General features: G+C 61.2%; 24 protein-coding genes and 1 pseudogene. 11 read left to right on the top strand and 14 right to left on the bottom strand.

Translation table 11 applies throughout. The features are described from left to right. The 4 genes from QP999_RS03580 to QP999_RS03595 are packed head-to-tail and all read left to right on the top strand — an operon-like array spanning position 1 to position 3,803. The gene (locus QP999_RS03580; RefSeq protein ID WP_154737153.1) at positions 1–765 is read left to right on the top strand and encodes an ABC-2 transporter permease family protein; all 765 of its coding nucleotides are present in this window, start codon (positions 1–3) and stop codon (positions 763–765) included. Further along, positions 762–1,937, top strand: a complete 1,176-nt coding sequence (locus tag QP999_RS03585; RefSeq protein WP_070564181.1) for a multidrug effflux MFS transporter — start codon at positions 762–764, stop codon at positions 1,935–1,937. Before QP999_RS03580 ends, QP999_RS03585 begins: the two co-directional genes overlap by 4 nt. Positions 1,938–1,971: 34 nt before the next feature. Further along, positions 1,972–3,339, top strand: a complete 1,368-nt coding sequence (locus QP999_RS03590) for an AAA family ATPase (RefSeq protein WP_158014692.1) — start codon at positions 1,972–1,974, stop codon at positions 3,337–3,339. Next, the gene (locus tag QP999_RS03595) at positions 3,339–3,803 is read left to right on the top strand and encodes a hypothetical protein (RefSeq protein ID WP_070564178.1); all 465 of its coding nucleotides are present in this window, start codon (positions 3,339–3,341) and stop codon (positions 3,801–3,803) included. The genes QP999_RS03590 and QP999_RS03595 overlap by 1 nt, the downstream gene beginning before the upstream one ends. Before the next feature lie 101 nt (positions 3,804–3,904). Here QP999_RS03595 and QP999_RS03600 read toward each other — a convergent pair. The 6 genes and pseudogenes from QP999_RS03600 to QP999_RS03625 all read right to left on the bottom strand — a co-directional run. Continuing rightward, a pseudogene (locus QP999_RS03600) lies at positions 3,905–4,261 on the bottom strand (phospholipase D-like domain-containing protein); the annotation flags it as partial. 15 nt (positions 4,262–4,276) lie between these two features. Then, on the bottom strand, positions 4,277–5,806 hold the full coding sequence (locus QP999_RS03605) for an IS1634 family transposase (RefSeq protein ID WP_502870650.1): 1,530 nt from the start codon (positions 5,804–5,806) through the stop codon (positions 4,277–4,279). A gap of 128 nt (positions 5,807–5,934) precedes the next feature. Beyond that, a complete protein-coding gene (gene cls / locus QP999_RS03610) occupies positions 5,935–7,398 on the bottom strand; it encodes a cardiolipin synthase (protein WP_070564175.1) in 1,464 nt (487 codons plus the stop codon). Positions 7,399–7,404: 6 nt separating this feature from the next. Beyond that, positions 7,405–8,214 carry an exodeoxyribonuclease III gene (locus QP999_RS03615; RefSeq protein ID WP_284847699.1) on the bottom strand — a complete coding sequence of 270 codons (810 nt, stop codon included), beginning with the start codon at positions 8,212–8,214 and terminating at the stop codon, positions 7,405–7,407. Between the two features lie 5 nt (positions 8,215–8,219). Then, a complete protein-coding gene (locus QP999_RS03620) occupies positions 8,220–9,218 on the bottom strand; it encodes an N-acetylglutamate synthase, CG3035 family (protein ID WP_284847700.1) in 999 nt (332 codons plus the stop codon). Next, positions 9,218–9,832 (bottom strand): peptide deformylase, encoded by a 615-nt coding sequence (locus QP999_RS03625; protein ID WP_284847701.1) that lies wholly within the window; start codon positions 9,830–9,832, stop codon positions 9,218–9,220. The genes QP999_RS03620 and QP999_RS03625 overlap by 1 nt, the downstream gene beginning before the upstream one ends. A 16-nt stretch (positions 9,833–9,848) precedes the next feature. On the opposite strand from QP999_RS03625, the gene QP999_RS03630 reads away from it, so the two are divergent. The 3 genes from QP999_RS03630 to QP999_RS03640 are packed head-to-tail and all read left to right on the top strand — an operon-like array spanning position 9,849 to position 12,064. After that, on the top strand, positions 9,849–10,103 hold the full coding sequence (locus tag QP999_RS03630) for a DUF3263 domain-containing protein (RefSeq protein ID WP_070532179.1): 255 nt from the start codon (positions 9,849–9,851) through the stop codon (positions 10,101–10,103). A 26-nt stretch (positions 10,104–10,129) separates the two neighbouring features. Beyond that, positions 10,130–10,879, top strand: coding sequence for a LytR C-terminal domain-containing protein (locus QP999_RS03635; RefSeq protein WP_284847702.1), 750 nt, complete (start codon positions 10,130–10,132; stop codon positions 10,877–10,879). Between the two features lie 48 nt (positions 10,880–10,927). Continuing rightward, positions 10,928–12,064 (top strand): glutamate--cysteine ligase, encoded by a 1,137-nt coding sequence (locus tag QP999_RS03640; protein ID WP_284847703.1) that lies wholly within the window; start codon positions 10,928–10,930, stop codon positions 12,062–12,064. A gap of 165 nt (positions 12,065–12,229) precedes the next feature. On the opposite strand, the gene QP999_RS03645 is transcribed toward QP999_RS03640, so the two are convergent. The 8 genes from QP999_RS03645 to QP999_RS03680 all read right to left on the bottom strand — a co-directional run bounded on the left by QP999_RS03645 (position 12,230) and on the right by QP999_RS03680 (position 21,506). After that, a complete protein-coding gene (locus tag QP999_RS03645; RefSeq protein ID WP_284847704.1) occupies positions 12,230–13,453 on the bottom strand; it encodes a glycosyltransferase 87 family protein in 1,224 nt (407 codons plus the stop codon). 88 nt (positions 13,454–13,541) lie between these two features. Continuing rightward, entirely contained in the window at positions 13,542–13,922 is a 381-nt protein-coding gene (locus QP999_RS03650) for a monovalent cation/H(+) antiporter subunit G (RefSeq protein ID WP_070522648.1), read from the bottom strand. Then, positions 13,919–14,191: a monovalent cation/H+ antiporter complex subunit F gene (locus QP999_RS03655; RefSeq protein ID WP_010188770.1), complete on the bottom strand. Its 273-nt coding sequence runs from the start codon at positions 14,189–14,191 to the stop codon at positions 13,919–13,921. The genes QP999_RS03650 and QP999_RS03655 overlap by 4 nt, the downstream gene beginning before the upstream one ends. Continuing rightward, positions 14,191–14,709 (bottom strand): Na+/H+ antiporter subunit E, encoded by a 519-nt coding sequence (locus tag QP999_RS03660; protein WP_284847705.1) that lies wholly within the window; start codon positions 14,707–14,709, stop codon positions 14,191–14,193. The genes QP999_RS03655 and QP999_RS03660 overlap by 1 nt, the downstream gene beginning before the upstream one ends. Further along, positions 14,706–16,502 (bottom strand): Na+/H+ antiporter subunit D, encoded by a 1,797-nt coding sequence (locus tag QP999_RS03665; RefSeq protein ID WP_070522654.1) that lies wholly within the window; start codon positions 16,500–16,502, stop codon positions 14,706–14,708. The genes QP999_RS03660 and QP999_RS03665 overlap by 4 nt, the downstream gene beginning before the upstream one ends. After that, positions 16,495–16,995, bottom strand: a complete 501-nt coding sequence (locus tag QP999_RS03670) for a Na(+)/H(+) antiporter subunit C (RefSeq protein ID WP_154737150.1) — start codon at positions 16,993–16,995, stop codon at positions 16,495–16,497. Before QP999_RS03670 ends, QP999_RS03665 begins: the two co-directional genes overlap by 8 nt. Then, positions 16,995–19,910 (bottom strand): Na+/H+ antiporter subunit A, encoded by a 2,916-nt coding sequence (locus QP999_RS03675; protein ID WP_284847706.1) that lies wholly within the window; start codon positions 19,908–19,910, stop codon positions 16,995–16,997. The genes QP999_RS03670 and QP999_RS03675 overlap by 1 nt, the downstream gene beginning before the upstream one ends. 228 nt (positions 19,911–20,138) lie before the next feature. Next, the gene (locus QP999_RS03680) at positions 20,139–21,506 is read right to left on the bottom strand and encodes a dipeptidase (protein WP_284847707.1); all 1,368 of its coding nucleotides are present in this window, start codon (positions 21,504–21,506) and stop codon (positions 20,139–20,141) included. Between the two features lie 97 nt (positions 21,507–21,603). Between QP999_RS03680 and QP999_RS03685 the strand changes: the two genes are divergently transcribed. The 4 genes from QP999_RS03685 (at position 21,604) to QP999_RS03700 (ending at position 26,326) form a co-directional block, all read left to right on the top strand. After that, positions 21,604–23,577: an OPT family oligopeptide transporter gene (locus tag QP999_RS03685; protein ID WP_284847708.1), complete on the top strand. Its 1,974-nt coding sequence runs from the start codon at positions 21,604–21,606 to the stop codon at positions 23,575–23,577. A gap of 290 nt (positions 23,578–23,867) precedes the next feature. After that, on the top strand, positions 23,868–25,514 hold the full coding sequence (groL, locus tag QP999_RS03690) for a chaperonin GroEL (protein ID WP_070522669.1): 1,647 nt from the start codon (positions 23,868–23,870) through the stop codon (positions 25,512–25,514). A gap of 465 nt (positions 25,515–25,979) precedes the next feature. Beyond that, complete coding sequence (locus QP999_RS03695) at positions 25,980–26,162, top strand: PorH family porin (RefSeq protein WP_284847709.1); 183 nt, start codon at positions 25,980–25,982, stop codon at positions 26,160–26,162. A gap of 59 nt (positions 26,163–26,221) precedes the next feature. Continuing rightward, positions 26,222–26,326 (top strand): porin, encoded by a 105-nt coding sequence (locus QP999_RS03700; RefSeq protein ID WP_284847710.1) that lies wholly within the window; start codon positions 26,222–26,224, stop codon positions 26,324–26,326. Positions 26,327–26,430: the final 104 nt, after the last annotated feature.

Below are 26,430 nucleotides of genomic sequence, written 5' to 3' on the forward strand. Positions count from 1 at the left end.
ATGTTTTTCAACACTGTGCATGCGGAGTGGACGAAGCTGCGCACGACGAAGTCCTTCTGGTGGACCACGGCGCTCATCATTCTCATCGTGACGGGCTGGACGCTGCTGAACTCGCTGAACGCGGGCGAGGCGGTGTTGGGCATTAGCCCGCTGCAGGAGCGGGCCTTGAGCTCCATCCTCCTGCTCATGGGCATGCCGATCATAATGATCCAGGGCGCGATGGTGGTGACCACGGAATACCGCTATAAGACGCAATCTTTGACCTTCATGGCCAACCCGAAGCGCTGGACAGTGGCCTGTGCCAAGCTGCTGCTCTACGGCGTCATCGCGGCCATCATTGCTTTCTTGAGCCTGGTGTACATCTTCGTGTTGGCGGATATGACGACCAACGAATCGGCGGCGGAGGCTTTCCAGCCCTTTGCCAGCGAGGATGGCAAGTACATGCTGTGGTCCTTCCCGCTCGCGGCCTTCGGCGTGGTTGCCTTCGTGCAGGGCCTGGGCATGCTGTTGCGGCAGACCGCCGGCACGGTGGCGATTTCCCTCATCTTGTACTTGGGGTTGGAAAACATCGTGCGTGTGCTGCCGACGGTGGGCGATAAGGCCATTCACTTCATGCCCTTTACTGCCTTCCAGAACTGGGCGGTGAACTATGTAGATGAGAACGCGCCGTGGTCATCGGTAGGCTTTGAGGCCCTCGTCTTCTTCGGTTGGGCCGCGGTGCTGTGGATTTTCGGCGTCATCGTGCTGGAGCAGCGCGACGCGTGATTCCTTTTCCACTCCTGGCTACCTTGGCGCTGTTGTCCGCAACAGCGCCTTTTGCCACTGATATGTACTTGCCGGTGATGCCGGAGATCCTCGCCGATCTGGGCACCACCCGGGCGATGGTCCAGCTGACCATCTCAGGCTTCTTCATCGGCATGGGCGTGGGACAGCTGGTGATGGGCCCGCTTTCCGACGCCATCGGGCGCAAACGCCTCCTCATCGCCGGTGCCTGCCTCGCGCTAGTGGCCTCCGTGTTGGCGGCGCTGGCTCCGACCGCCACCGTGCTCGTGGCCGCCCGCGTGCTGCAGGGCCTCGGCGGCGGCGCGTGCGTGGTACTGGCCCGCGCGGTGGTACCTGACCTCGTGCACGGCGCGGCTGCCGCGAAGGCGTATTCGCTGCTCATGGCGCTGCAGGGCATCGCGCCGGCGGTGGCCCCAGTGCTCGGCGGTGTTCTGGCGGAGCCGCTGGGCTGGCGCGGCATCTTTTGGGTGCTCGCCGGGCTGCATGCGGTGCAGTTGGTGCTGGCGATTGCCATCGTTCCGGAAACCGCGGGTGGGCGCTCCCGCGCCGGGCTGTTCCGCACGGTGGCGGGCAACTACTGGGCGGTCCTGACCAATGCCCGGGTGTGGGGCTACCTGGTGACCATGGCCTTCGGTTTCTGCTCGATGTTCTGCTACATCGCGGCCTCGGCCTTCGTGGTGCAAGACCAGTGGGGCTTTTCGCCGCTGGGCTATTCGCTGGTTTTCGGCATCAACTCCGTGGGCCTCTTTATGGCCACGCTGGTGAATTCGCGGGCGATGGATTCGGTCTCCCCGGCGGTCATGCTGCGCATCGGTGTTTGCGGCGTTCTTGCGTGTGGGGTGCTCTTGCTGCTGTCGGTGCTGTTCGGCGCCCCGGTGTGGGTGTGCCTCGTCGTGCTCTTTGCGTGTGTGGCGCCGACCGGCTTCATCATGGGCAACGCCACCGCGCTGGCGACGGGCCTCATGCGCCCGCGCGCGGGCAGCGTCTCCGCGATTATGGGCTTTGGCCAGTCCTTGCTAGCCAGCGCCATCAGCCCGCTCATGGGATGGGGCTCAAATGCGGCGCTGACGATGGCCATCGGCATGGTGTGCTGCAGCTTCATCTCGCTGTGCGGCCTTGTGGCGTCCACGCGGCTGGCCCGCGGCGCTGCGTGAAGTTCAACAGATGTGCACAACGCATAGAGCGTTAATGCGTATTATTGGCCGCATGGCTACCCCACGTCTCGCCGAGCTTCGCCTGAGCAAGTTCAAGTCTTTCCATGATGCTGTATTGACTCTGCATCCAGTCACCTTTCTGACTGGCTTAAACAGTTCCGGAAAGTCGAATGCTTTGGATGGGCTGGAGGTTTTGTCCCGCTTGGCATCGGGGGCAGAACTAGGAGACGCACTTGATGGGCGCATGACCCAAACCGGCCCAATCCGAGGTGGCTCTCGTGGTTGCGCCCCGCATGGTACCGAGAGCTTTGAACTGGGCTGTACCGTTGAATCTGGGAGAGATACGTACCGCTATGACGTCGAGGTTCAGGTGTATCCGGAGTTGCGTGTTGTCAAAGAAAGCCTCATCGGTACCGGATATTCCGTAAAGAGCGGCACCCGCACTAGCGATGCAGAGTTGTTTAAGACCCAGCCGGCAGCAGACAACCGAGCTGGGATCTACACGTTAATTTTTAGCGGAAAGCGTGGGGCAAACCCCACCACACTTCTGCGTGATTCTCGCCTTATTTTGGGACAGATTAAGGCGGTGCTAGCGGGAAAGAACCGTGCGGAGAATTCGGTGTTGAAAGGGGCGTCGATTGTGTCCATGGCGCTTCGATCAGTGTTTCACCTCGATCCAGTCCCCAGCCTTATGCGGGATTACGTCCCAAGGAAGAGCACGCAGCTGAAGCGTAGCGGTGAGAACCTCTCGGCGGTGCTGTGGCAGCTGCAAAAGGATTCCCCCAAGACTTTCCAAGAGTTAGGACAGCTGGCCGCTTATGTGACTGGAGTGGATTCCACACTGGACTTCATTGACTCCCCGTTGGACGAAGTCATGCTAACCCTCGTGGAACACTTCGAGGATGGAAAGCAGGAAAGAACGCCTGCTCGTGAAATGAGTGATGGCCTCCTCCGGTTCCTCGCAATTGCAACGGCGCTCAAAACAGCGCCCAAGGACTTGGATATCGAGCAGCCTCTTGAACTTGGTGATGACGTAGAGAACCCAGTAGCTCAAATTGTCGTCGAAGAAATGGAAAACGGGCTTCACCCTTCGCAGGCACAAAGAGTTATGCAGATGCTTAGCGAATCCGCACGCAAACATGACTCGCAGGTTCTTGTCACGACCCACAGTCCTGCCATCTTGGACCAAATTTCTGGCGAGAAGAATAGTCAGGTAGCAGTGTGCTACCGGGATAGCGGAACCGGGCAAAGCGAGCTCTCGCCTTTGGTGGAGTTACCGGATTTTGTGGAATCCATTTCCAAGCACAGTTTGGGTGCTGCGGTCACCGCTGGTGAATTAGTCGATGACACCGAAACGCAGACTAGTTTCGAGAACATGAATCGACTCTTTGGGATCAGCTGATGCGCGTTTACTTCATCGATACCTCTGTGTTGGATAACCTGCTTGCGATTCCTCACAAATGCCAAGCTAAGGAGCAATCCAAGATCGATTTTGCGGAACGCCAAAGCGAGAACGCGAAGTTCATCCTGCCGATTACCGCGGTAATTGAAACCGGAAATCACATTGCGCAGCTTCCGCAGGGCGACGTGAGACGCAATATTGCGGAAAAATTTTCCCAGATGCTCGAGTTGACCGCCCATCAACAATCCCCATGGATCCTGCATGACTTTCAGTGGAACAAGGAGTTCATCACCGAGCTCGTCTCACGACATCGTGCGGGTCTATCAATGGTGGATATGATGACTCAGCAGATTGGTGGCGGCGATCTTTGTATTCTGACTGAGCGCGAGTTGTATAAGCGCGCTACCGGAATTACCGCAGAAGTGTGGACGTACGATGCCGCTCTGAGTGCATATTCTGGGTAGTAAACGTCCTAACGTTGGTGAGGCAGTGCGAGCTCTTGCCATCCATCAGAGATGGTTCTAGTCAGCCCTACCGCAGCAAGGTGCGGGCCCACATGTGCTTGTTACTGCAGGGCGGAGGTCAGGCGCATGACGTTGTCCACGTAGCGGCGCAGCAGGCCGCGCTCGTTCCACTCCTCGAGGGTGAGCTCGTGGCAGACCTTCTTGTAATTCCTGGCCAGCTGGGTGAAATCCTCGATGAGGTCTCCCTTGGCCACCAGCATCGTTGATTCATAGTTGAGGCCGAAGGAACGCATGTCCATGTTGGAGGAACCAAACATGCACAGTGGGTCGCGCTCCGGAAGATTCGGGTCCGCCAGGATGAACTTGGAGTGCAGCACGAAGGGCTCGGGGAATTGGAAGATCCGCACGCCAGCCTCCAAAAGTGCTTGGTAGTAGGAGGACTGCGCGTGGTTGACCACCTGACTTAGGCCAATTTAGTGCGGAAGTTCGCGGCCGGTGATTGTTTGGATGGTGGCGGTGATATCGGGCGGGAGTGGTACGGCGGCGTGGATGGTTTCGCCACCAATGTTGAGTTCGAAGCTGCGGTATTTTTTGAGTGTTCTCACGAGGCGTTTGATGGATTGACCACTGCGGGTCTCCATTAGGTGGGCCACGGCTAGTGCTGCGATGACAATGTTGAGATGTGCTGTGATCGAGTCTTGTTTTCTGGCGTAGATTGGGCGTGCTTTCAGGTCTGATTTCGACATCCGAAATGATTTCTCAATGTTGAATAGCCTGCGGTAATGCCCGATAACCTCACTAGCGTCAAGAGCGGTCAGGTCGGTTTCATAGCCTTTGATTCCGGCTAGGGCTCGGTGTTTGGCAGCAAGAGCGTAGTTGACCTTCTTGTTCGGGGCGGAAAGATCGATATAGCGGTTACGCTTGATAGCGATATCGCCGTCAACAGCCCGTTTTGCTTTTGCGACTTGCTCTTTGATTCCGCGCAGGCTGCGTCTGGCCCGATCGTGGGAATACTGGAAGTGGGTCACCGTATTCGGGGTTGTGTGTTTGCGCCCATCACTTGCCGAGGCTTGTGTCCAGATCTGGCCGTGGGTGTAGTCTTCACCGGGGTGTTCCCGCCGCCAGGTTTCGATCACCTCAGGCACGGTGGGGGTTTTCACCGACAAGATGTAGTGCAGACCTGCATCGATGAGGGCTTGTTTGTTCGCCGCGGAGAACATGCCTGCATCAGCAACGACGGTAACTTCATCGAGTTGGTAGGCCTCTTGGAACCGTGTGATCATCGGCAGCATCGTGTGGGTTTCTGCCGAGTTGCCAGCAAACGCCCCCGCATGTAGTGGAAACCCAGTGGCATCAGTAAGCAGCCCGACAAGGATTTGCGGCTCTAGGCGGCGCTCTTTGGAAAACCCGGGTTTGCGAAGCTCATCAGCGGTATCGGTTTCAAAGTACAAGGTGGTCACGTCGTACAAAATAAAAGTACCTGGCCCGATACCTGCATGATGGGCCAACGCTTGGGTTAGTATCTCTCCGAACGATTCGGTTGCGAAGGTGGGAAGACGCCTCTGGATGGTGCGGTAGCTTGCGCTGGTGATGCCAACCTCGGCAAGAGTCTCGATGGAATCCAGCTTTGAGCCGGGATTAATGATCCGGGCACGCACCAGATCCCGAAACACCTGATCATCACCGCTTGCTACAGCAAGACCTAGCTCGTTGAAACACGCATCAATACAGTCCAGCAAGTATCCAGCCCGCTGACCGACTACCGGCAGCGGGTGGCAAACGCTGCCTGTTGCCGGTGGGATGTGTTCTACCTCGCCGAAGTCCAATGCGAGTTGGTCACCATCAACGATGCGTTGAGCTTCAGCTCTTAAAAGCGCAAGCTCAGACTCTGAATGCGCTGAGCCGATATGCTTCATCCTTTTCGCACCTTTGCGTTCAGAGAACACCACCTGCACCGCCATCGCCCCAGAAGCGGTCTTAACGGTGCGAATATAAGGACTCACAAAAATCAGACTACTGAATACCCCCGGCACTACCCACTTAGTGCGGAAAAAATCCTCCCCACCGACGAAAACCAACAGGTAACAGTGTCAAGAGTGACGTTACTCACCCACCCATGACCTAAGTCAGGTTACTGCAGGGCGGAGGTCAGGCGCATGACGTTGTCCACGTAGCGGCGCAGCAGGCCGCGCTCGTTCCACTCCTCGAGGGTGAGCTCGTGGCAGACCTTCTTGTAATTCCTGGCCAGCTGGGTGAAATCCTCGATGAGGTCTCCCTTGGCCACCAGCATCGTTGATTCATAGTTGAGGCCGAAGGAACGCATGTCCATGTTGGAGGAACCAAACATGCACAGTGGGTCGCGCTCCGGAAGATTCGGGTCCGCCAGGATGAACTTGGAGTGCAGCACGAAGGGCTCGGGGAATTGGAAGATCCGCACGCCAGCCTCCAAAAGTGCTTGGTAGTAGGAGGACTGCGCGTGGTTGACCATGAACTGGTCCGCCTTCGCTGAAACCAAGAGCTCCACCTCGACGTCGCGGTAGCACGCGGTGGTGACCGCTTCCAAGAGGGACTCGTCCGGAATGAAGTAGGGCGAGCAAAGGATGAGCTTCTCCTTCGCGTGGTGCACCACCGAGTTGAACATGCGCAGGTTAGGTTCCGTGGTGTAGCCGGGACCAGAGGGGACCAACTGGAGGTGGTTGGAGTCCGCCGTCATAGCGTCGTCATAGGGCTGCATGTCCAAGGACAGCTGTTCCTCCGATTCCAGGTACCAATCCACCGCGAACACCGAGGCCAAGGACGTCACCACAGGGCCGGTCATCTCGACCATGTAGTCGATCCATGCGCGGTCCTTCGTCTTGTATTCGCGCTTGATCATGTTCATCGAGCCCAAGAAACCCGTGTGGCCGTCAATGACCACGATCTTGCGGTGATTGCGCAGGTCCGGGCGGCGGAAGCGGCCCTTGTGCAGCTGCAGCGGAAGCATGAGCCGCCAATCGACGTCAATCTCGGTAAGGCGCTTGCCCAGCGTGAAGTAACCCTTGTATTTCAGGCTGCCAATCTGATCCAGCAGCAGCTTGACCTCCACGCCGCGCTGGCGGGCGCGCGCGAGGGATTGGAAGAAGACATCGGTCACCTCATCCCAGGACTGGATGTAGATTTCAATGAGCACGTATTTCTCAGCGCGGTCCACCGCACGGGCCATGGCCAGGATGGCCTCCTCATAGGAAGCGTGCAAGCCCTTGTTATGCCCAATCAGAGCCGGGTGCCCGGTGAGGTTGCGGTTGAGCTGGATGAGGGATTCCACCTCCGGGGAGAGGCGCCCGGAGGGGTGGTTGGGGGTGGAGGCGGTGACGTCGTTAAGCAGTGCGTTGGCCTCTTGCTGGATGCGGTGGCGCCGGCGGTTGATATAGGGCGAGCCCATGAGCAAGAACAGGGGCAGGCCTACGATAGGCAGCACCAGAATGGCCAGCAGCCAAGCGGTGGAGCTAGACGGGCGGCGGCCTTCGGGGACCACGCCGATGGCGATGATTTTGATGCCGTAGTCAATGATCAGCAGCACAAGCTGCCAGACGGAGAGATCGATGTTGAGGTTCATGGCAGGCTAGCGCACCGATGCGAAATCGGGGACATCGAAATCTGCGATCAGTGGCACGTGGTCGGAGGTCTTGTCGCCGGCGCGCTCAACCATATCCACCTGGGCACCTTGGACCAGGTGTGCAAGCGGCTCGCTGGCCAGCTGGAAATCGATGCGCATGCCCTCGTTCTTTTGGAAGCGCAAGGACTTGTAATCAAAGTAGGTCCAGCGGTCTTCCTCGGTGAAGCGGCGTGTGACCTCCTCAAGCCCGGCCTCCTCCAACATCTGGAAGGCCGCGCGCTCCGGTTCGGTGACGTGTGTTTTGCCGCGGAAGAGGGACATATCCCAGACGTCCTCATCGCGCGGAGCAATGTTGAAGTCACCCGTGAGCAAGAGTTTCGACTGCGCGCGGGTCTCCACATAGCGTGCCAGCGCGTAGAGGAAGTCCAGCTTGTAGTCGAAGTGGCGGTCCGTGATCTCGCGTCCGTTGGGAACGTAGAGGGACCAGATCTCAATCCCGCGGATGCGGGCCGATACCGCCCGGGCCTCGCGCGCTTGCTCCTTGGCGGTGTCCTTGTGGAACCCCGGCTGACCGGGGAAGAAGGTCTGGACCTTCTCCGGCTCCTCCTTAGACACAATGGCCACGCCATTCCACTGGTTCAGCCCGTGGCAGGTGACGTGGTAGCCGGCCTCCTCAAAAGGCTCACGGGGGAACTTTGCATCCGCCACCTTGGTTTCTTGCAGGCAAAGCACGTCGATGTCGTGCTTTGCCAGAAGATCCACCGCGCGCTGCGGGCGGGTGCGAACGGAGTTGATGTTCCAGGTAGCTATGCGCATGTAGTTTAGGGTACTTGAGGCAGGCGGCGGGCGTAACGGTGGCGGTGCTGCTCTAAGAAGCCGAGCTTCTCATAGAGCCGAATGCCTGCCGTATTGTGCGCTACGACCTGCAGGTAGGCCTTCTCCGCGCCCTGTGCCTTGCCCCAGGCCAGCATGTGCGCGCCCAGCGCGGTGCCCAGGCCCTTGCGGCGCCAGCCTTCGGCCACCTCCACGGCGGAGTAGCCCAGCCACACGGTGCCGTCCCCGGATTCGGTGAGCGTGCCGCGCGTAATCGCGATGGTCTCACCAGCAGGGGAGAGGAGGCGACCGAAGCCCATCGTGCCCTCAATGTGGCTGCGCAGGTACTCCAGCGCCAGCGGCGGCAGGGCTTTGCCGCGGAAGTGGTAGAGGTTGAGCCACTCGGAATCGGGTTGCTCATCGATGGCGAAGTGGACGTCGGAAAGCGCCGGCAGCTCATCCAGGTCTCGGACCATCACCAGGATTTCCGGTTCGAGCTCCCACGCTTCGGGCTGCGTCGCCACGAGCTTCTCAGCCGACTTGCCGATGCGCTCCGGGATGGCCAAGCACACAGGCAGTTCGTGGCGCGCATAGAACGCTTCAATTTCTTCCATGGGCACCGGCAGGAAACCCGCAGAAGGTCCCAGCGGAATCGCCGAATTGGAGCGCCCCGTCACACCATCACCCGCGCGCATGACCCACTGGCCATCGGAGGTCCACGTATGCTCCTTGCCCGGGAAGGCAGCCGCGGTGGCCACCTCGACGGCGCGGATATCGGAATTGCGCACCGTGCGCGGGGAGAGGCGCTTAATAATCTTGAGCTGCTCCGGCGGAATCTCCACCGCGTCGAGCGAAGAGGGGTAGCCGCCGACTTCCTGCGGGCGGATGACCAGCGGATCTACGCTGAGCACGTGGCCAATCACATCGCTGTGCACGCCGCCGAAATCGCGCCGGGCCACCACGCGCTCGCCCACCTGGACGGCATCGGAGCGGAAGATGCGGGACATTAGTCCTCGTGCCCGAAGGGATCTTCGTCCTCGCCCGGAACCCAGGTGAGGCCGGCCTCGGTCCAGCCGTTGCGCTTAATGGCCTTCTTGGCCTGGCGCTTGTAACGACCGGTGAGTACGTCGGTGTAGACGAAGCCGTCGAGGTGGCCGGTCTCATGCTGCAGCATGCGCGCGAAGAAACCGTAGCCCTCGATGGAGATGTCTTCACCCTTTTCATTCTTGCCGGTCACACGCGCCCAGTCGGCGCGGCCGGTGGGGAAGCCCTCACCCGGAACAGAGAGGCAGCCTTCGTCTTCGGAGCCGTCGTCAGCCGGCATGGTCTCCGGAATCTCGGAGGTTTCCAGCACCGGGTTGATGACGCACCCGCGGCGCATGCCGCCTTCCGGAAGCTCGGTGCCATCAGGCCCGTCGGTGTCGGGGCAGTGGTAGACAAAGAGGCGCTTGTTCACGCCGATCTGGTTTGCGGCTAGGCCGACCCCGTGCGCGGCGTCCATGGTTTCGTGCATGTCCGCGATAAGCTCCTGCAGCTCGGGGGAGTCGATGGGGTCGGTGACCGGCTCGGTGGGGTTGTGGAGGACCGGGTCGCCGTGGATAACGATGGGACGAATAGTCATGGAATACAGTTTAAGCATGCATTCCCTGTCAGACCTAGACGCCGCGATTTTGGAGTTCGAGTCCCACGCCCCGCGCGATATCGGCGCCAAGGAGGAGGCCATCCGCACGCAGCTGGACATTACTCCGGTGCGCTATCACCAACGCCTCAACGTGCTGCTCGACAACCCCGCCGCGCACGCTTCCTACCCGCTGTTGGTGACGCGTTTGCGCCGGCTTCGCGACGCCCGCGAGGACGTCCGGCGCGCCGCACGCGACAATGCGCCGGACTAGGGCTCGCAGATACTAGAGTGACCAATGTGACTAATGTGAATCCGGAAAACTCTGCCTCGTCCGCTGACCGCGCGCGCCACGCCGCCGAGTCCGACTCGGCCGCCGCCCCGGCCTCCGCTAGCAAGCTCCCGCTGCGTGGTGTCGCCATGGTGCTCATCGCCGTGGCCGTCATGCTCGGCATGTGGGCTCTGTACGCCATGACCTCGGATAGCTCCGAGGACACCGCCCAGGACGCGCCCGCCAACGACGCCGCCGTGTCCGGACCCGCCACCGGTGGCGCCGAGGGCGACGCCCATACCGGCGGCGCTGCGGGCGAAGCCGACAAGAATAACGACGCCGACGAGAACGAGCGCCCGGCTGATACCGACGCCGACTCGGAGAACGCTGCTGAGGTCGGCGCTGAGCATGGTGAGAACGCCGAGGCCGGTGCACCCGCAGGCAATGCCGATCGCCCGCAGGCGGAAATACCCGTCAACGTTTACAACAACTCCGGCCGCGTCAACTACGCCGCCGATGAGGCCGAGCGCCTCAAGAGCAAAAAGTTTAGGGTCGCCGAGGTAGGAAACATCAGCGATGATGTCCTCGTCGCGCCGAAGACCACCATCTTCTTCCCACAGGGTGATGCCGCGGCCGAGAACCTGGCCAAGGAAGTCGCCGCCCAGTACTACGGCGGCAACGTTCCGGCGGAAGCCATCGCGCCGTACCCGGCCGAGCTGACCGGGGATTACACCAAGGGCGATGCCGTCGTCGTGGTCCTCGCCGTTCCCCAAGCCTAGGGAATAAAAACTTATTAAATTCACCCTGTTGGTGGATAGGATGAATGGGTGAATATTCCGGAAGAGAACTTCGCCCGTTCGCCCGAGCCCACGCTGGGTGTTGAGTGGGAAGTTGCCCTCGTTGACCCAGTGAACTGGGATCTCGTGCCGCGCGGCGCCGAGCTTATCGACGTTGTCCGCGCCTCCCACCCCTCCGTGCACCTGGAAAAGGAATTCCTCCAAAACACGGTGGAGCTGGTGACCGGGGTGTGCCGGACGGTGCCGGAGGCGATGGGGGACCTTCGGGCGTCGCTCAGCGCAGTGCGTGAGGCGGCCGATTCCATGGACGTGCGCCTGTGGGCCTCGGGTGGGCACCCGTTTACGGACTTTCGGAAGAACCCCGTCTCCGCGAAGGAGAGCTACTCCGAAATCATCAACCGCACCCAGTACTGGGGCCAGCAGATGCTGCTGTGGGGCACGCACGTGCACGTCGGCATCAGCCACGAGGAACGCGTGTGGCCCATCATCAACGCGCTGATGACGAAGTACCCACACCTGCTGGCCATTTCTGCCTGCTCGCCGGGGTGGGAGGGGCTCGATACTGGCTATGCCTCCAACCGCACGATGCTCTACCAACAGCTGCCCACCGCGGGCATGCCCTACCAGTTTGAGAATTGGGAGCAGTGGCAGGCCTACATGCGGGACCAGGCTATTTCGGGGGTCATCAACCACACCGGCTCGATGCACTTCGATGTTCGCCCGGCCTCCAAGTGGGGCACGGTGGAGGTGCGCATTTCCGACGCTGCCTCCAACCTCCGCGAGCTTTCCGCCATCGTGGCGCTGACGCACTGCCTGGTGGTGCACTATGACCGCATGATCGACGCGGGCGAGAAGCTGCCGACTCTCCAGCCGTGGCACGTGGCGGAGAATAAGTGGCGCGGTGCGCGCTATGGCATGGACGCGCTGGTCATCACCTCGCGCGAGACCGATGAGCGTTGGATCAAGGATGAGCTGGCGGATCTCTTGGTGGAGCTGGCCCCGTTGTCCGAGGAGCTGGGCTGTGCCCGGGAGCTGCAGCTGGTGCAGGAAATCATCGATTCCGGGGCGGGCTATGAGCGCCAGCGCCGCCTGTACGAGGAGACCGGCAGCTGGCAGAAGGTGGTCAAGGCCACCGCGGATGAGATGGAGCAGCTCTTGCCGCTCTAGCCTGAGTACCGAACGATCAATCAAGGCCCGGAAACTGATGGTTTTCCGGGCCTTACTTGATCGAAACGTCCTTTTGGGAAGCTGCCTCGCCTCGACGAGGACGTTTCGATCAAATAGTGCGCTAAAACGGGCGGGTTTTGCCCCCTTATTTGATCGAAACGTCCCCTAGCTCTCCGCCACCGCGCGCTTGCGTGGCGCGACGAATCCCCACACCGCGTAGACGGCGATGAAGGCAACGCAGGACAGCGTCCACAGAGAAGTCGCCCACGGCTGGAAGGACTCGATCGCATCGAGGTTGGCCGTGGACATGGTGAACCACACTGGCACCGACATAAACGGCAGCGACACCACGAACAGCGCCGCCACGGAGGCGAGTCCGGCGAGTTGCTCGCCGAACTTTCCGGACAGGCGCGCGCTGAGTGCCTGGTTGACGGATACGAAGACCATGACCACGAAGGGGATAGTCCACACGAAGTGGTGGTACCACGAGAAGGGGGAGACCAAGCAGGTGCTCAGGCCCGTCAACGCGAAAGCCGCCGAGCGGTTGCCACGCAGGTATGCGGTACGCAGCGCCAGGCAGGTAAGCGCAAAGACCACGATGACCGCCAGCAGCCACCAGATGCCGCCGTCGATGCCGAGCTCGCGGAACATAAGCGAGCGCAGCGACTTCGCCCCCGGGTTGGCATGCTCGCCCACGCGGGAAGAATTGAACATGGCATCTGTCCAAAAAACCATCGCATCAGGCACGAAGAGGAAACCGAGCACCACGGTCACCAAGAAGGTGATGACCGCTCCCAGGGCTGCCCACCAGCGCTTCTCAAAGAGCAAAGCCAACCCCATATAAGCCGGGGTCAGCTTGATTCCCGCGGCCAAGCCGATGCCAACGCCCGGCAGGCGGCGCTTGAGCGGCAGGAAATCTAGGGCCACGAGCAGCATCAAGAATACGTTGACCTGCCCGTAGTACAGCGAGCCGTGCATCGCCTCATTCGCCGGGGTCAGGGCGGTGAGCAGCACCGCTACCAGGACGGCCGCCGGGGTCACCTTCATGCCCCGCTCACGGAAGATCATGATGATGATCGCCAACACCGCCAGGAACATGAGCGAGGGCCACATAAAGGTCAGCGCACCCTTGCTGAAGAAGGGCAAAACCTTAAACAGCAAACCCGCAAAGGGCGGGTACGTGAAGGGGAACTCGAAGATGTAGGGGGCGTCGTAAAGCAGGCCGCCCGCGTTGAGGTCTTCGCCCGCCATGCGGTAGATGGAGAGGTCGAAGGGGAGGATATTGATGAAGGCATGGGGGCCATCGAACTGGCTGAACTTGTACACCATCACGGCGATGCACAGCGCGAGGACAGCGCATATCGTTGGTACGCCTTGCAGCTTCTTCACGTCGACTCTCCTCGGATGACCACCAATTATTGCCTTTTGCAGCCTATATTAATTCCCCCTCATTTCCTGGGAGAAGGCGCCCGTGTCCCTACTTTCGGCGCATGGAACGCGCGGCAGGGGCCTCATTGCGCAGCATTGACTCCGGCGGGCCGTACAGGCCCTCACGGCGGGCGATACGCGTGGTTCTTTGTGCAGTCACCGGGCTGGTGATCATGGCGAAAAGGACGAGCAGCACCAGGATGCCCAGGTCGCCGCGCTCAGCCACGCTGAAGCTCTCCGAACCCGTCACCTTGATGATGGCACCCAAAATCGTGAAGATGAGCCCGGTAGTTTGAGGTTTGGCAATGGCGTGGACGCGCGCCATCGTGTCCTTAAAACGCGCCACTCCAATCGCGGCCGCCAAGGTGAGTATCGAGCCAAGGAGAATGAGGATGATGGAGAGGATATCGGCAACTACTGCATAACTCATGAGTCCCTCTTCCTAAAGCGAGTAACGGAGACCGTCGAAATGAATCCGAGGAGCGCCACCACCAACATCGCGTTGGAGACCGTCGTGTCCAGCGTCCAACAGATATAGGTGGCCAGGGCGCATTGGAACATGGCCACGAGCCCGTCCATCGCGATGAGCCGGTCGAGCGAGTTGGGCCCGATGACGATGCGCCACGTGGTGATGAGGAAGGCCACCACGAGGAAGCCCGCGGCCACGGTGAGCAGGATGTTATACACGTCAGTATCCATCAGGGGTGGCTCCTTTCGAAGATGGCAATCATATCGGCCTCCAGCTTGCGCACCGCGGCGATCTCACGCCCCAGGTGGGCTTCAGAATCGGCGTCGAGGAGATGGATGGTGAGCATGCGGTTCGCAATGTCGATATCGGACACCGTGCCGCCCGGCTGCAGGTTGTACAAGCTGACCGCCAGCGCCAGAACGAACTCATTCTCCACGCGCATCGGGAGCCTGACAATCGCGGTCTTCGGCACCTCCTGCGGGCGCACGGCCAGCCAGCCCACCTTGATGGAAGCTTCCATGAGCTCTATAAACCACTGCGCCATGAAGACAATCAGCTTGCCCCAGCTCACCGAAATCCCCGCCACGGGCATCGCCGGCAGCGGCAGCGCGAAGACAATGAACAGGCTGGCAATCAGCCCGCCCACCAGGTTCGCCACGGTGACTTCGCCCATGAGCATGCACCACATGACGATGATCCACACCATGAACCACGGGCGGAAGCGGTGCTTAATTCCGGAGAATCTCATCGCGAAACCTCCTTTTCTTCCTTATCCACGGAGGTGGGCAATGCAGGCGTGGCGCTTGGCGACGTCCTCGTTGTCGGCGCCACCGGCTCCGGATCCGGGAGGGGCTCGCTGCGGTTCTTCCGTGAGTCGGCGCCCTCCTCGTAGCGTTCGGCGGGGTCCAAGTGCCGCGTTGGGTCCTCGGCGGAATCTCCCAGTACCGCGTAGCGGTAGATGGAGTCATCCTGCGCGGACGTCGCCGCGCGGGTGGTAACCCCGGAGATGGGGCCGGCGAGGAAGGTCATCGATACTGAAGCGATGACGAGCAGGGACGTGGAAGCCAGCATGCCGAAGGGTACGCGGCCGACATCGGCGCGCTCCTCCAATTCGACGTACTCGGTGACCTCCCCGAGCGGGGAGGGCCGCGCCATGGCGAGGTTGCCTTCGGGGGCATCCCTGCGGTCACGCAGGAAGCCCTTGGCCCACACGAGGATCATGACGTAGAGGGTCAGCAGCGAAGTGAGGACAGCGCCGCCGATGAGGACCCACGACATCCAGGAACCCTCGTTCGCGCCGGCCTGAATCAACATGATCTTGCCCAGGAAGCCGGAGAAGGGCGGGATGCCGCCCAGGTTCATGGCCGGGATGAAGTACAAAATGGCGATGAGCGGTGCGGAATAAATCAGCGAGCCCAAGCGCCGCAGCGAAGAGGTGCCGGCTTGGCGCTCGATGAGGCCCACCACCAGGAAGAGCGCGGTCTGCACCAGAATGTGGTGCACAGCGTAGAAGATGGCGCCTGACAAGCCCTGCGCGGTTCCGAGGGCAACGCCAAAGATCATATAACCGATGTGGCTGACCAGCGTGAAGGACAGTAATCGTTTGATATCCGATTGGGCGATGGCACCCAAAATACCCACGAGCATCGTGGCCAGTGCGACCCACATAAGCAGGTTATCTAACCCACCAGCGGTGAAGATGGAGGTGCGCGCGCGGATGATGGCGTAGACACCGACCTTGGTGAGCAGGCCCGCGAAGACTGCGGTGACCAGCGAAGGTGCGGTGGGGTAGGAGTCCGGCAGCCAGGCGTCCAGTGGGAAGACGGCTGCCTTAATGCCAAAGGCAATGAGTAGCACGGCGAACACTGCGGAGCGGGTGCCCGCCGGGATATCTTCCATGCGGATACCAATTTGGGCCATGTTCATCGTGCCCACCGCGGCGTAGATATAAGCCAAGGCCAGCACGAAGATGAGCGAGGAGGCCATGGAGACCATGACATATCCCACGCCCGCACGCACGCGCGCAGGCGAGGCGCCGAGGGTCAGCAGCACATACGAGGCCACGAGGAAGATTTCGAAGCCCACGTAGAGGTTGAACAAATCACCGGCCAGGAAGGACACGTTTACGCCCATGGTCAGCAACATGTAGGTGGGCAGGAAGACCGCCACCGGCTCGTCCTTGGTGCCGTCGCGCACGCCCTGGGAAATGGCGTACCACATCACGGAGAACAGGACGACGGAGGAGGTAAAGAGCATGACCGTGGACAAACGGTCCGCCACCAGCGTGATGCCCACCGGTGCGTCCCAGCCGCCCACCTGCACGGTCTGAATGCCGGTGGTATCCGCGATGAAAATCAACGCGGCGTTCACCGTGGCGAGCGTGAGCAGGGAGAAGAAGGCGATGCGACGTTGCGCATGGGCATTGCGCGCAAAGAGCATCGCCAGCGCGGCGGCCAAAGCCGGGATGATGATCGGCAGGGGGATCAGGTAGCTGATATACGGCAGCAACAGATCCACCAGGGGCGAGATGGTCTCACTCATCGGTGGCCTCCTTCACGGGAGCCTCGAAGAACTCGGGGCCAAACTTATCGCCTTCCTTCGTGGTGCGGCCGGTGGTCGGATCATTGGAGGCATCGTGGTCGGGTGCGGCCGAGGCATTGCCCGGGCGCGAGGCAATCGCCGCGATGGCGGTGTCCTCGGTGTCATCCTCAATCACGTCCGCGGTGCGGTAGCGGTATTGGCGGTAGGCCAAGGTGAGAATGAAGCCGGTCAGCGCCATCGAAATGACGATGGCCGTGAGGATCATCGCCTGAGCCAGCGGATCGGCGATTTCCTCGCCATAGGGCAGGGAAGTCCGGCCGTCGATTGGCGGCGAGCCAGCCTTACCGCCGGCCATGAGCATGAAGAGGTTCGCACCATTGCCCAGCATCAAGATGCCGAGCAGCATCTTGGTCATGGCGCGGTCCAGCAATAAGTACACCCCGGCGCCGCAGAGCACGCCCGCAGCGAGTAGGAGCATGAGGTTGGCATCCATTAGGCGCGTCCTTTCTCTGCAGTGGCAGTGGTTTCTTTCTCGTTCGCCCGGCGTGCCAGGGAGCGGGCGCGGTCGCGGGCGCGTTGCTTACGTATCTCTTCTTCCTCATCGAGCTTGGCGCCCAAGGAGGACAGGACGTAGAGCGTGAGGCCGACGACGATGAGGTAGACGCCGGCGTCGAAAATCAGCGCCGAAGGCAGGGATACATCACCGATGAGTGGCACCCCGACCTTCGTGTACCCGGTGGTCAGCGGCGGGTAGCCCAAGAGCATCGGGGTGATGACTGCGCTGAGGGAGAGCAGCAGGCCGACCGCCATGGTGCGGCCGCCGTCGAGAGGCAGCGCCTCATCGAGCTCCGCGCGCCCGCCGGCCAGGTAGCGCAGAATCAGCGCCAAGGCCGCCACGAGGCCGCCGGCAAAACCGCCGCCGGGGGCGTTGTGGCCGCCGAAGAAGAAGTAGAGGGAGAGCACCATCATCGAGGGGAAGAGGATGCGGGTGCTCACGTCCACCATGAGCGAGCGGTTGAGCGCCTTCTCCGATTCCACACCCGCGGCCAGCCAGCGGCGGCCGGTGACCTGCAAAGTCGGGCGGCGGGAGGAGCGGGTGAAGCTCTGCGTGCGGTAGATCAGTGAGGCGATTCCCGTCGCCGCGATGATGAGCACCGTGATTTCGCCGAAGGTATCCCACGCGCGCAGGTCCACGAGCAAGACGTTGACCGTGTTGGCGCCGTGGCCGATCTCCTTGGCCAATTCCGGCATGTACTGCGAGATGGGTTCCTCGCGCCGGGCGTTGATGGCGAACATGCCCACCACGGTGACGGCCAGGCCCACGCCCACCGCCAGCCACGCGCGCAGGCGGCCGGATTTGGGGTCCTGCTTCCACTCGGTATTCGCCGGCATGCGGCGCAGCACGAGCATGAAGAGCACCATGATGATGGTCTCCACGAGGAGCTGCGTCAGCGCCAAGTCCGGCGCGCCGTGAAGCGCAAAGATGAAGGACAAGGCGTAGCCCGTCGCGCCGACCAGGATGACGCCGGAGAGGCGGTTATCCAGCACCGTGGCGGCGATGGCGGCGATGATGATGACCACCGCGGCGATGGCCTGCCAGGGGTTCTCGGCCACGATCATGTGCACGTTGGTGAGGTCGCCGCGGATGAGCATGACGATGGGCAGCACCATGAGCGTGGCAAAGATGACCGTGAGGTTGAACTGCAGCGAACCGCGCTGCGTGGAGGCGGTGATGCGCAGGGAGAGTTGGCGCAGGGCGTTGATGACGGCGTCGTAGGAGTCATCGGCCGAGCCCAAGGCCGGGTAGGTGAACTGGGCCTTCGCGAGGGCCTGGCGCTGCCAGTGCAGGAGAGAACCGGCCACGATGATGAGCACGGAGAGCAGCAACGGGATGGTGAAGCCATGCCACAGCGCTAGTTCGGAGGCCTGCTCCGCGCCAAAGGTGTTGTCCAGGTGCTGCGCGATGCCGTGGGACAAAGGCAGCGGCAGCAGACCAAAGAAGATGGTCAGCAGAGTCAGCACCGTCGGCGGGATCCACAGGAAGGGGCCGATGTGGTGCATATTCGCTACTGCCTCAGAGGGCTCCTCCTGCCCCTTCGAGGAGAACGCGCCCCAGAGGAAGCGCAGTGCATAGGCCATGGTCAGCGCGGAGCCGACGACGACCGTCACGAGCAGCATGTTGCGCGGCATGCCGACCAAGAGCTCCTCGTGCATAATCGCCTCGAGCGTGGCCTCCTTGGACACAAAACCCAGCAGCGGCGGGATACCGGCCATCGACATCGCGGGGAGGATGGCCAGGATGTACAGCGCGGGTTTCTTCTTGCCCAGGCCTGCCAGCTTGTCGATGTCCCTCGTGCCCGCCGAGTGGTCGATGGCGCCGACGATCATGAAGAGTGCTGCTTTGAAGAGGGAGTGCGCGAAGGTCAGCGCCAGGCCTGCCTGCATGGCCTCGCGGGAGCCGATGGCGATGATGGCGGTGATAAAACCCAGCTGCGAGACGGTGCCGTAGGCCAGAACCAGCTTTAGGTCACGCTGCTTGAGCGCCATCCAGCCGCCGAGCAGCATGGTGAAGGCACCCAAGGGGATGACCACGAGGTGCCAGGTGGGGATGTCATGCACCGAGGGTGCTAGGCGTGCGACGAGGTAGATGCCGGCCTTCACCATTGCTGCGGAGTGTAGGTAGGCAGAGACCGGGGTCGGCGCGGCCATGGCGCCGGGCAGCCAAAAGTGGGCGGGGGCGATGGCGGATTTGGAGAGCGCACCGCAGAGAATCAACACGATGGCCACGGTGAGGAAAGGCGTGTTGGCCAGGTCCTCGGTGGCGGCGATTCCGCTGAAAGACCACTCGCCGGTCTGGCGGCCGAGGAGCGTAATGCCCACCAGCATGGCGAGGCCGCCCAGAACAGTCACCATGAGAGCTTGCTGCGCTGAGCGACGTGACGAGGCTCGCTCGCCGTAATAGCTCACCAAGAGGAAAGACAGCAGGGAGGTGATTTCCCAGAAGACGTAGAGCAGCAGGAAATTATCGGAAATGACCAAGCCATACATGGCTGTGGCAAAGCCCACCATCTGGCCACCGAAGAGGGCGAGGCGCCGCCGGGAGTGGTTGAAATAGCCCCAGCAATACAACAAAACCAGCGCGCCTACGCCCAAAATAATGAGGCTGAACAGCGCGGAAAGCGCGTCCATGCGCAGGCTGATGGTCAGGTGCGCGGCGGGCATCCAGTTGAGGTCATACGCCAGCTGATTGCCGTCACGCAGCGTTCCAGTGGTGAGCTGTTGGAGCACCCAAAAGAAGCCGACCGCAGGGGCGATTGCCAAGAGCCCGAAGGCGCGGCGGCCAAGGTAGAAAATGAGGAATGGGGCGGCGATGGTGGCTACTACCAAGGCGCTGAAGAGAGTGAGCACGAGGTTGCGGTGGCGTCCTTTCCTTGTCGGGGACTGGGCAAACCCCACCGCAGCGGCGGGCGTTCACTAGTGCTCACGATACAGTCTGAAATCCCAATTTTCAGATTTTCGTTTCATACAGTTATGCCTGTGTCTCCTGTTGGCGTTCCGCCACGTCGCCAAGCGGCCAACTGAAAAGAAGACGATCCCTGCCCAGTGGATTGCGCGGTCGGGCAGGGATCGTTTCGCCTAAGCGAAACGCTGGAGGAAGAGCGCCTCAGCGATCGCAATCTTCTCAATCTCAGTCGGGTCGACCGACTCGTTAGCGGAGTGGATGGTGCACTGCGGCTCCTCGACACCAAAGAGCGCAATCTCTGCGTTCGGGTGCTTCTCCTGCAGCTCCACGGTCAGCGGGATGGAGCCGCCCATGCCCTGGGTGATGGTCTCGGAACCGTAGGCCTCGCCCAGGCACTCACCGAGCAGGGCGACGGCGGGCTTGGACGGATCGGTTTCGAAGCCCAGGTTGGCCTCGAGGATGGTGACCTCGATGTGCGCGCCCCACGGAATGTGCTTCTTCAGGTGCTCGGCCACTGCTTCCGCGGTGGAGCGGGGGTCCATGGTGGCGGGGGTGCGCAGGTTGATGTTGGCTTCGGCGGTAGCGGGCACGGCGTTGACCGCCTCGGAGACCGGGGTGGAGGTAAAGCCGGTCACGGTCACGGCGGGGCGGGCCCAGATCATGTCAGCGATGGCGGTGGCGCCTTCCGGATCCTTCGCGCCCATGATCTCGGTGCCCTCGAGCATTTGGGCGTCGGCGCGGAAGTCCTCCTCGCGGTAGGCGGTGTCCTGCCCCTCGGCCAGCGGCCAGGTGCCCTCACAATCGACGCCGTCGATAGTCGTGCGGCCGTACTCATCCGTCAGGGAATCCAGTGCACGCATGAGGGCCTTGACGGCGTCGGGAGCCGCGCCGCCGAACTGTCCGGAGTGCACTGCCGAGTTGAGGGTGGAGACCTTGACGTTGATCTGGGAGCCGCCGCGCAGGGAGGTGGTCAAAGTCGGCACGCCTGCCTTGGCGTTGCCGGCGTCGGCGATGAGGATGGCGTCGGCGGCGAAGAGCTCCGGGCGCTCCTCGATGAGCGCGGACAGGCCCTCGCCGCCGCGTTCCTCAGAGCCCTCGATGAGCGCGGTGAGGTTGAGATCGGTTCCACCCTGAGCGTCGAGCGCGCGCAGCGCGGCGAGGTGCATGGCCACGTTGCCCTTGCAGTCCGCGGCGCCGCGGCCGTACCAGCGGCCCTCGCGCTCAGTCAGGGTGAAAGGATCGGAGTCCCACGCGTCGGGGTTTCCGGCAGGAACCACGTCGTAGTGCGAGTACAGCAGCACCGTCTTCGCGCCCTCCTTGCCGGGGCGCTTGGCGACGATCGCCGTGGAACCATCAGCGGTGGTGATGGCTTCGGGGGTGAAGTTGGCGTCGACAAGCGCGGCCTGAACCCACTCGGCAGCCTTCGCGGGCTGGTCCTCGAGGCCCGGCTCGTTGTGGACAGAATTGAAGGAGACGAGCTCCTTGAGTTGCTGGAAAATGGTATCGCGGTCGTTGCTGACAAACTCAGAAATGTTGCTCATGCCCTCCAACCTACTCGCATCCTCGAATCGGCCTGCCGAGCGTTAGGTAGTAATATATTCATGGTTCTAGTCCAAATTCTTTTAGAAAGGACCTGACATGGCGACTACCACCGCCGAAGGTTCCCAGTCCACGGTCCGCGAGCTTACGCTCCGGGGCATCATCATTGGTGGGCTCATCACTCTCGTTTTTACCGCCGCCAACGTGTATCTGGGCCTCAAAGTGGGTCTGACGTTTGCCACGTCCATTCCCGCTGCCGTGATTTCTATGGCGGTGCTGCGCCGCTTCGCCGGGCACAACGTCAAAGAGAACAACATTGTGCAAACCATCGCGTCGGCAGCCGGCACTTTGTCCGCCATCATCTTCGTGCTCCCCGGCCTGGTCATGGTGGGCTACTGGCAGGGCTTCTCCTTCGTCGATACCGCCGCTGTCTGCGCCATCGGTGGTGTGCTCGGCGTGATGTACTCCATCCCGCTGCGCCGTGCGCTGGTGACGGGCTCCGATCTGCCCTACCCGGAGGGCGTGGCCGCGGCCGAGGTTCTCAAGGTGGGCGATAGCTCTGGTGAGGACGGTGAGGCCGCGCACGAGGAAAACGCGAAGGGCCTGCGCGTCATCGTCTTCGGTGGCATCCTTTCCGCCGTCATGGCTTTGCTTGCCGCGATGAAGGCTGCAGCCTCTGAGGTGGCCACCTATTTCAAGCTGGGCTCGGGTGCGACGACGCTCGGCACCTCCCTGTCCCTGGCGTTGGTCGGTGTTGGCCACCTCGTGGGCTTGGCGGTGGGTATCGCCATGCTCGTCGGCGTGGTCATTTCCTACCTCATCCTGCTGCCCATCCTCACCGGTGGGGAGGCACTGAGTGACCCGGCCACGATCATGGACACCGTCGACACGGTCTTCTCCGACAGGATCCGCTTCATCGGCGTGGGCACCATGGCCATCGCCGCCATTTGGACGCTGATTAAGATTTCCGGTCCGATTGTCAAGGGCATGGCTGAGTCCTTCGCGTCCTCCCGCAACCGCAAGGACGGCCACCAGGTGGCGGTGGAGGAGCGCGATATTCCGGCACCGTATGTCGTTGGCACGATCCTTCTTCTCATGGTCCCGATTGGACTGCTGCTGTGGAACTTCGTGCGCGGCACCGATATTCATGACCACATGGCCGTCCTCATCACGGTCTCTGTACTCTTTACCTTGCTTGTGGGCCTCGTTATCGCGTCGGTGTGTGGCTACATGGCTGGTCTCATTGGTGCGTCCAACTCGCCGATCTCATCTATCGGCATCATCGCGGTCATCGCGGCCGCGCTGCTGATTGCCGCCGTGACCCGCGGTACGGATGCGGAGCCGCTCTCGCTGGTGGCTTACACGCTGTTTACCGCGGCCATTGTCTTCGGCATTGCGACTATTTCCAATGACAACCTGCAGGATCTCAAGACTGGTCAGCTGGTTGGGGCAACGCCATGGAAGCAGCAGGTAGCGCTCATCATTGGCGTTCTCTTCGGTTCCTTGGTGATTCCGCCGATTCTGCAGGTTATGCTCACCGGCTTTGGCTTCCAGGGCATGGAGGGCGCTGGCGAGGATGCGCTGGCTGCACCGCAGGCCGCACTGATGTCCTCGGTGGCCTCCGGTATTTTTGATAACTCCCTGCCGTGGGATCTTATTGGCCTGGGCGCGGCGATTGGTGCCGTCATCATCATCGTGGACGAGTGCCTGCGCCACTTCACCGACAAGTACTCCCTGTCCCCGCTGGCCGTGGGTATGGGCATGTACCTGCCGGCGGCGATCACCATTGTGGTGCCGATCGGTGCTTTCCTGGGCTACTTCTACAACCGTTGGGCGGCACGCCAGTCCAAGCCGGACTTTGTCAAGCGAATGGGTACGCTGCTGGCTACTGGACTCATCGTGGGTGAGTCCCTCTTTGGTGTGGTCAACGCGGGCATTATCGCGGCCTCGGCGGGCGAGTCCCCGCTGGAGATCTTCGAGGGCGGGACGGCAGCCAAGGTTGTTGGCGTCATCCTCTTCGTTGGCGGTATTGCTGCGGCTTATAAGTGGACGGCGAAGAAGGCAGAGGCTTAAGCGGAGCTAGGACTTCGGTTTAATGGACGGTTCGATTTAGTGGGCGGTTCGTATTAACGGGCGGTGCTGTTGCACCGCCCGTTCGCTTATAGCGTTCGTGTTGAACCTTGCAGTCGCTAGGTCTGAGTGCCAGAATGGTCGCTAGCACTTCCACATGGCAAGTGCCAGAAATAAACAGAGTCATCTATGTGGTTGGGGCTGGAGAACACTCGCCAGCCGTGCCGTCGCGGGCGTCCGTCATAGATCAGACGTGAGTGTCGTCCTCAACAAAGCTTAAGGAGCACAAACACATGGCAAAGATCATTGCCTTCGATGAAGAGGCACGTCGCGGCCTCGAGCGTGGTCTCAACACGCTTGCCGACGCCGTCAAGGTCACCCTCGGCCCCAAGGGCCGCAACGTCGTCCTGGAGAAGTCCTGGGGCGCCCCGACCATTACTAACGACGGTGTCTCCATCGCGCGCGAGATCGAACTCGAGGACCCGTACGAGAAGATCGGCGCTGAGCTGGTCAAGGAAGTTGCCAAGAAGACCGATGACGTCGCCGGTGACGGCACCACCACCGCTACCGTTCTGGCACAGGCGCTTGTCCGCGAGGGCCTGCGCAACGTAGCCGCTGGTTCCAACCCGATGGGCATCAAGCGCGGCATCGAGGCCGCCACCAAGAAGGTTGTAGACTCCCTGCTCTCCTCCGCGAAGGAAGTAGAGACCCAGGAAGAGATCGCTACCACCGCAGGTATCTCCGCTGCTGACCCGGCAATCGGCGAGAAGATCGCTGAAGCTATGTACACCGTGGGCAACGGCTCCGTGAACAAGGATTCCGTTATCACCGTTGAGGAGTCCAACACCTTTGGCGTTGACCTCGAGGTCACCGAAGGTATGCGCTTCGACAAGGGTTACATCTCCGGTTACTTCGCTACCGATATGGAGCGCCAGGAGGCAGTCCTTGAGGATCCGTACATCCTGCTCGTCTCCTCCAAGATCTCCAACATCAAGGACCTTGTGCCGCTGCTGGAGAAGGTTATGCAGACCGGCAAGCCGCTGCTGATTATCGCTGAGGACGTTGAGGGCGAGGCCCTGTCCACCCTCGTGGTCAACAAGATCCGCGGTACCTTCAAGTCTGTCGCTGTGAAGGCTCCGGGCTTCGGTGACCGCCGCAAGGCCACCCTGCAGGACATGGCTATCCTCACCGGAGGCCAGGTCATTTCCGAGGAGGTCGGCCTCTCCCTGGAGACCACCGAGCTCGAGTACCTCGGCCAGGCCCGCAAGGTTGTCGTGACCAAGGATGAGACCACCATCGTTCAGGGTGCTGGTTCCCAGGAGCAGATCGACGGCCGCATCAAGCAGATCCGCGCCGAGATTGAGAACTCCGACTCCGATTACGACCGTGAGAAGCTGCAGGAGCGCCTAGCCAAGCTGGCCGGCGGCGTGGCAGTCCTCAAGGTTGGCGCTGCTACCGAGGTGGAGCTCAAGGAGCGCAAGCACCGCATCGAGGATGCCGTGCGTAACGCTAAGGCTGCTGTTGAGGAGGGCATCGTCGCCGGTGGCGGCGTGGCTCTGCTGCAGGCAGCCGAGGTTCTGGATTCCCTTTCCGACCTCACTGGTGATGAGGCAACCGGTGTCAAGATCGTCCGCGAGGCGCTGTCTGCTCCGCTGAAGCAGATTGCTCAGAACGCTGGTCTGGAGCCGGGCGTTGTCGCTGACAAGGTCGCCTCCCTGCCGGCTGGCCAGGGCCTCAACGCCGCTTCTGGCGAGTATGTGGACCTGATGGCTGCGGGCATCAACGACCCGGTGAAGGTCACCCGCTCCGCGCTGCAGAACGCTGCGTCCATCGCAGCTCTGTTCCTGACCACCGAGGCGGTTGTGGCTGATAAGCCGGAACCGGCTGGTGCAGGTGCTGGCATGCCGGACGCCGACGCAATGGGCGGTATGGGCTTCTAGGCCTCAGCCCCCTAGCAAATTACGAGCTCCCCACGGTTGACCGTGGGGAGCTTTCTTCCTCTTGAGACCCTTTTGTGTCCTTGTATCACCCCAAATAGGGGTAATTTGGAGCGCTCCTGCGAAAAATGTTTCGCGAGTTTATGCTGTAAAGCAAGCCTATGAATCGTGGTTCAGGGAGCTAACGTTACGTTCTGAGGAAGATTTCTTAAGCCTTCATTTCAAGCGCTACCTATTTCTGCAGATAGGCGCGTTGTTGCGGGCTAGGTTAATAGAAGATGAATTAATAACCTGAAAAGTGATTCTGATTGTCGAAGCGCTTTGCGTGAAAAATCACCCACTAATCCACTTGCAATGTTTCGGTGGTGTGCCAAAATAGTTCCGTGTGACGCCCGCTGAGGGTGTCTGCAAAACCGCAAACCCCTCCGGGCAATTTCTTTACCCGGACTTCACAAAAAGGAGACCATAATGGATCTTTCTTTCATCGGCGACCAGCTCGGTAACTTCGCTGACTTCGCATCCGGTATCAAGAACCTGTTCCAGGGCTTCGCTGGCGTCTTCGATACCATCGCTGGCGCTGTCCAGAAGGGTGACTCCTACGAGTTTGCTCCTAAGACCGAGCAGTTCGACTGGATGTCCTCCACCAAGTAAACCTTACGTGCCTTAGGGCACGTCATACATAAAACCTTTAATTTCCAAGGAGAATTACAATGGGAATCCTTTCCTCCACCGGTATCATCGGCGATATCCTCTCTGTTCTGTACAACCTGGGCGACATGGCTGGCGGCGCTTCCAAGCTGATCGGCCTGCTCTAAAAAGCACGCTGCTCACGCAGAACTAAGCGTTAACCCCGCTGACCCATTTGGGCAGCGGGGTTTCACATTTCCAAAATTCGCCGTCGGACGGACGCCCAGGACTG

The sequence above is a fragment of the Corynebacterium sp. MSK004 genome (genome assembly GCF_030232515.1).
GTDB classification, from domain to species: Bacteria; Actinomycetota; Actinomycetes; order Mycobacteriales; family Mycobacteriaceae; genus Corynebacterium; species Corynebacterium hesseae.

Coding starts and splice junctions, on each gene's coding strand:
- QP999_RS03580 (WP_154737153.1), top strand. CDS start 1: ATGTTTTTCAACACTGTGCATGCGGAGTGGACGAAGCTGCGCACGACG.
- QP999_RS03590 (WP_158014692.1), top strand. CDS start 1,972: ATGCGTATTATTGGCCGCATGGCTACCCCACGTCTCGCCGAGCTTCGC.
- QP999_RS03595 (WP_070564178.1), top strand. CDS start 3,339: ATGCGCGTTTACTTCATCGATACCTCTGTGTTGGATAACCTGCTTGCG.
- cls (WP_070564175.1), bottom strand. CDS start 7,398: ATGAACCTCAACATCGATCTCTCCGTCTGGCAGCTTGTGCTGCTGATC.
- QP999_RS03615 (WP_284847699.1), bottom strand. CDS start 8,214: ATGCGCATAGCTACCTGGAACATCAACTCCGTTCGCACCCGCCCGCAG.
- QP999_RS03620 (WP_284847700.1), bottom strand. CDS start 9,218: ATGTCCCGCATCTTCCGCTCCGATGCCGTCCAGGTGGGCGAGCGCGTG.
- QP999_RS03625 (WP_284847701.1), bottom strand. CDS start 9,832: ATGACTATTCGTCCCATCGTTATCCACGGCGACCCGGTCCTCCACAAC.
- QP999_RS03630 (WP_070532179.1), top strand. CDS start 9,849: ATGCATTCCCTGTCAGACCTAGACGCCGCGATTTTGGAGTTCGAGTCC.
- QP999_RS03650 (WP_070522648.1), bottom strand. CDS start 13,922: ATGAGTTATGCAGTAGTTGCCGATATCCTCTCCATCATCCTCATTCTC.
- QP999_RS03655 (WP_010188770.1), bottom strand. CDS start 14,191: ATGGATACTGACGTGTATAACATCCTGCTCACCGTGGCCGCGGGCTTC.
- QP999_RS03660 (WP_284847705.1), bottom strand. CDS start 14,709: ATGAGATTCTCCGGAATTAAGCACCGCTTCCGCCCGTGGTTCATGGTG.
- QP999_RS03665 (WP_070522654.1), bottom strand. CDS start 16,502: ATGAGTGAGACCATCTCGCCCCTGGTGGATCTGTTGCTGCCGTATATC.
- QP999_RS03670 (WP_154737150.1), bottom strand. CDS start 16,995: ATGGATGCCAACCTCATGCTCCTACTCGCTGCGGGCGTGCTCTGCGGC.
- QP999_RS03680 (WP_284847707.1), bottom strand. CDS start 21,506: ATGAGCAACATTTCTGAGTTTGTCAGCAACGACCGCGATACCATTTTC.
- QP999_RS03685 (WP_284847708.1), top strand. CDS start 21,604: ATGGCGACTACCACCGCCGAAGGTTCCCAGTCCACGGTCCGCGAGCTT.
- groL (WP_070522669.1), top strand. CDS start 23,868: ATGGCAAAGATCATTGCCTTCGATGAAGAGGCACGTCGCGGCCTCGAG.
- QP999_RS03695 (WP_284847709.1), top strand. CDS start 25,980: ATGGATCTTTCTTTCATCGGCGACCAGCTCGGTAACTTCGCTGACTTC.
- QP999_RS03700 (WP_284847710.1), top strand. CDS start 26,222: ATGGGAATCCTTTCCTCCACCGGTATCATCGGCGATATCCTCTCTGTT.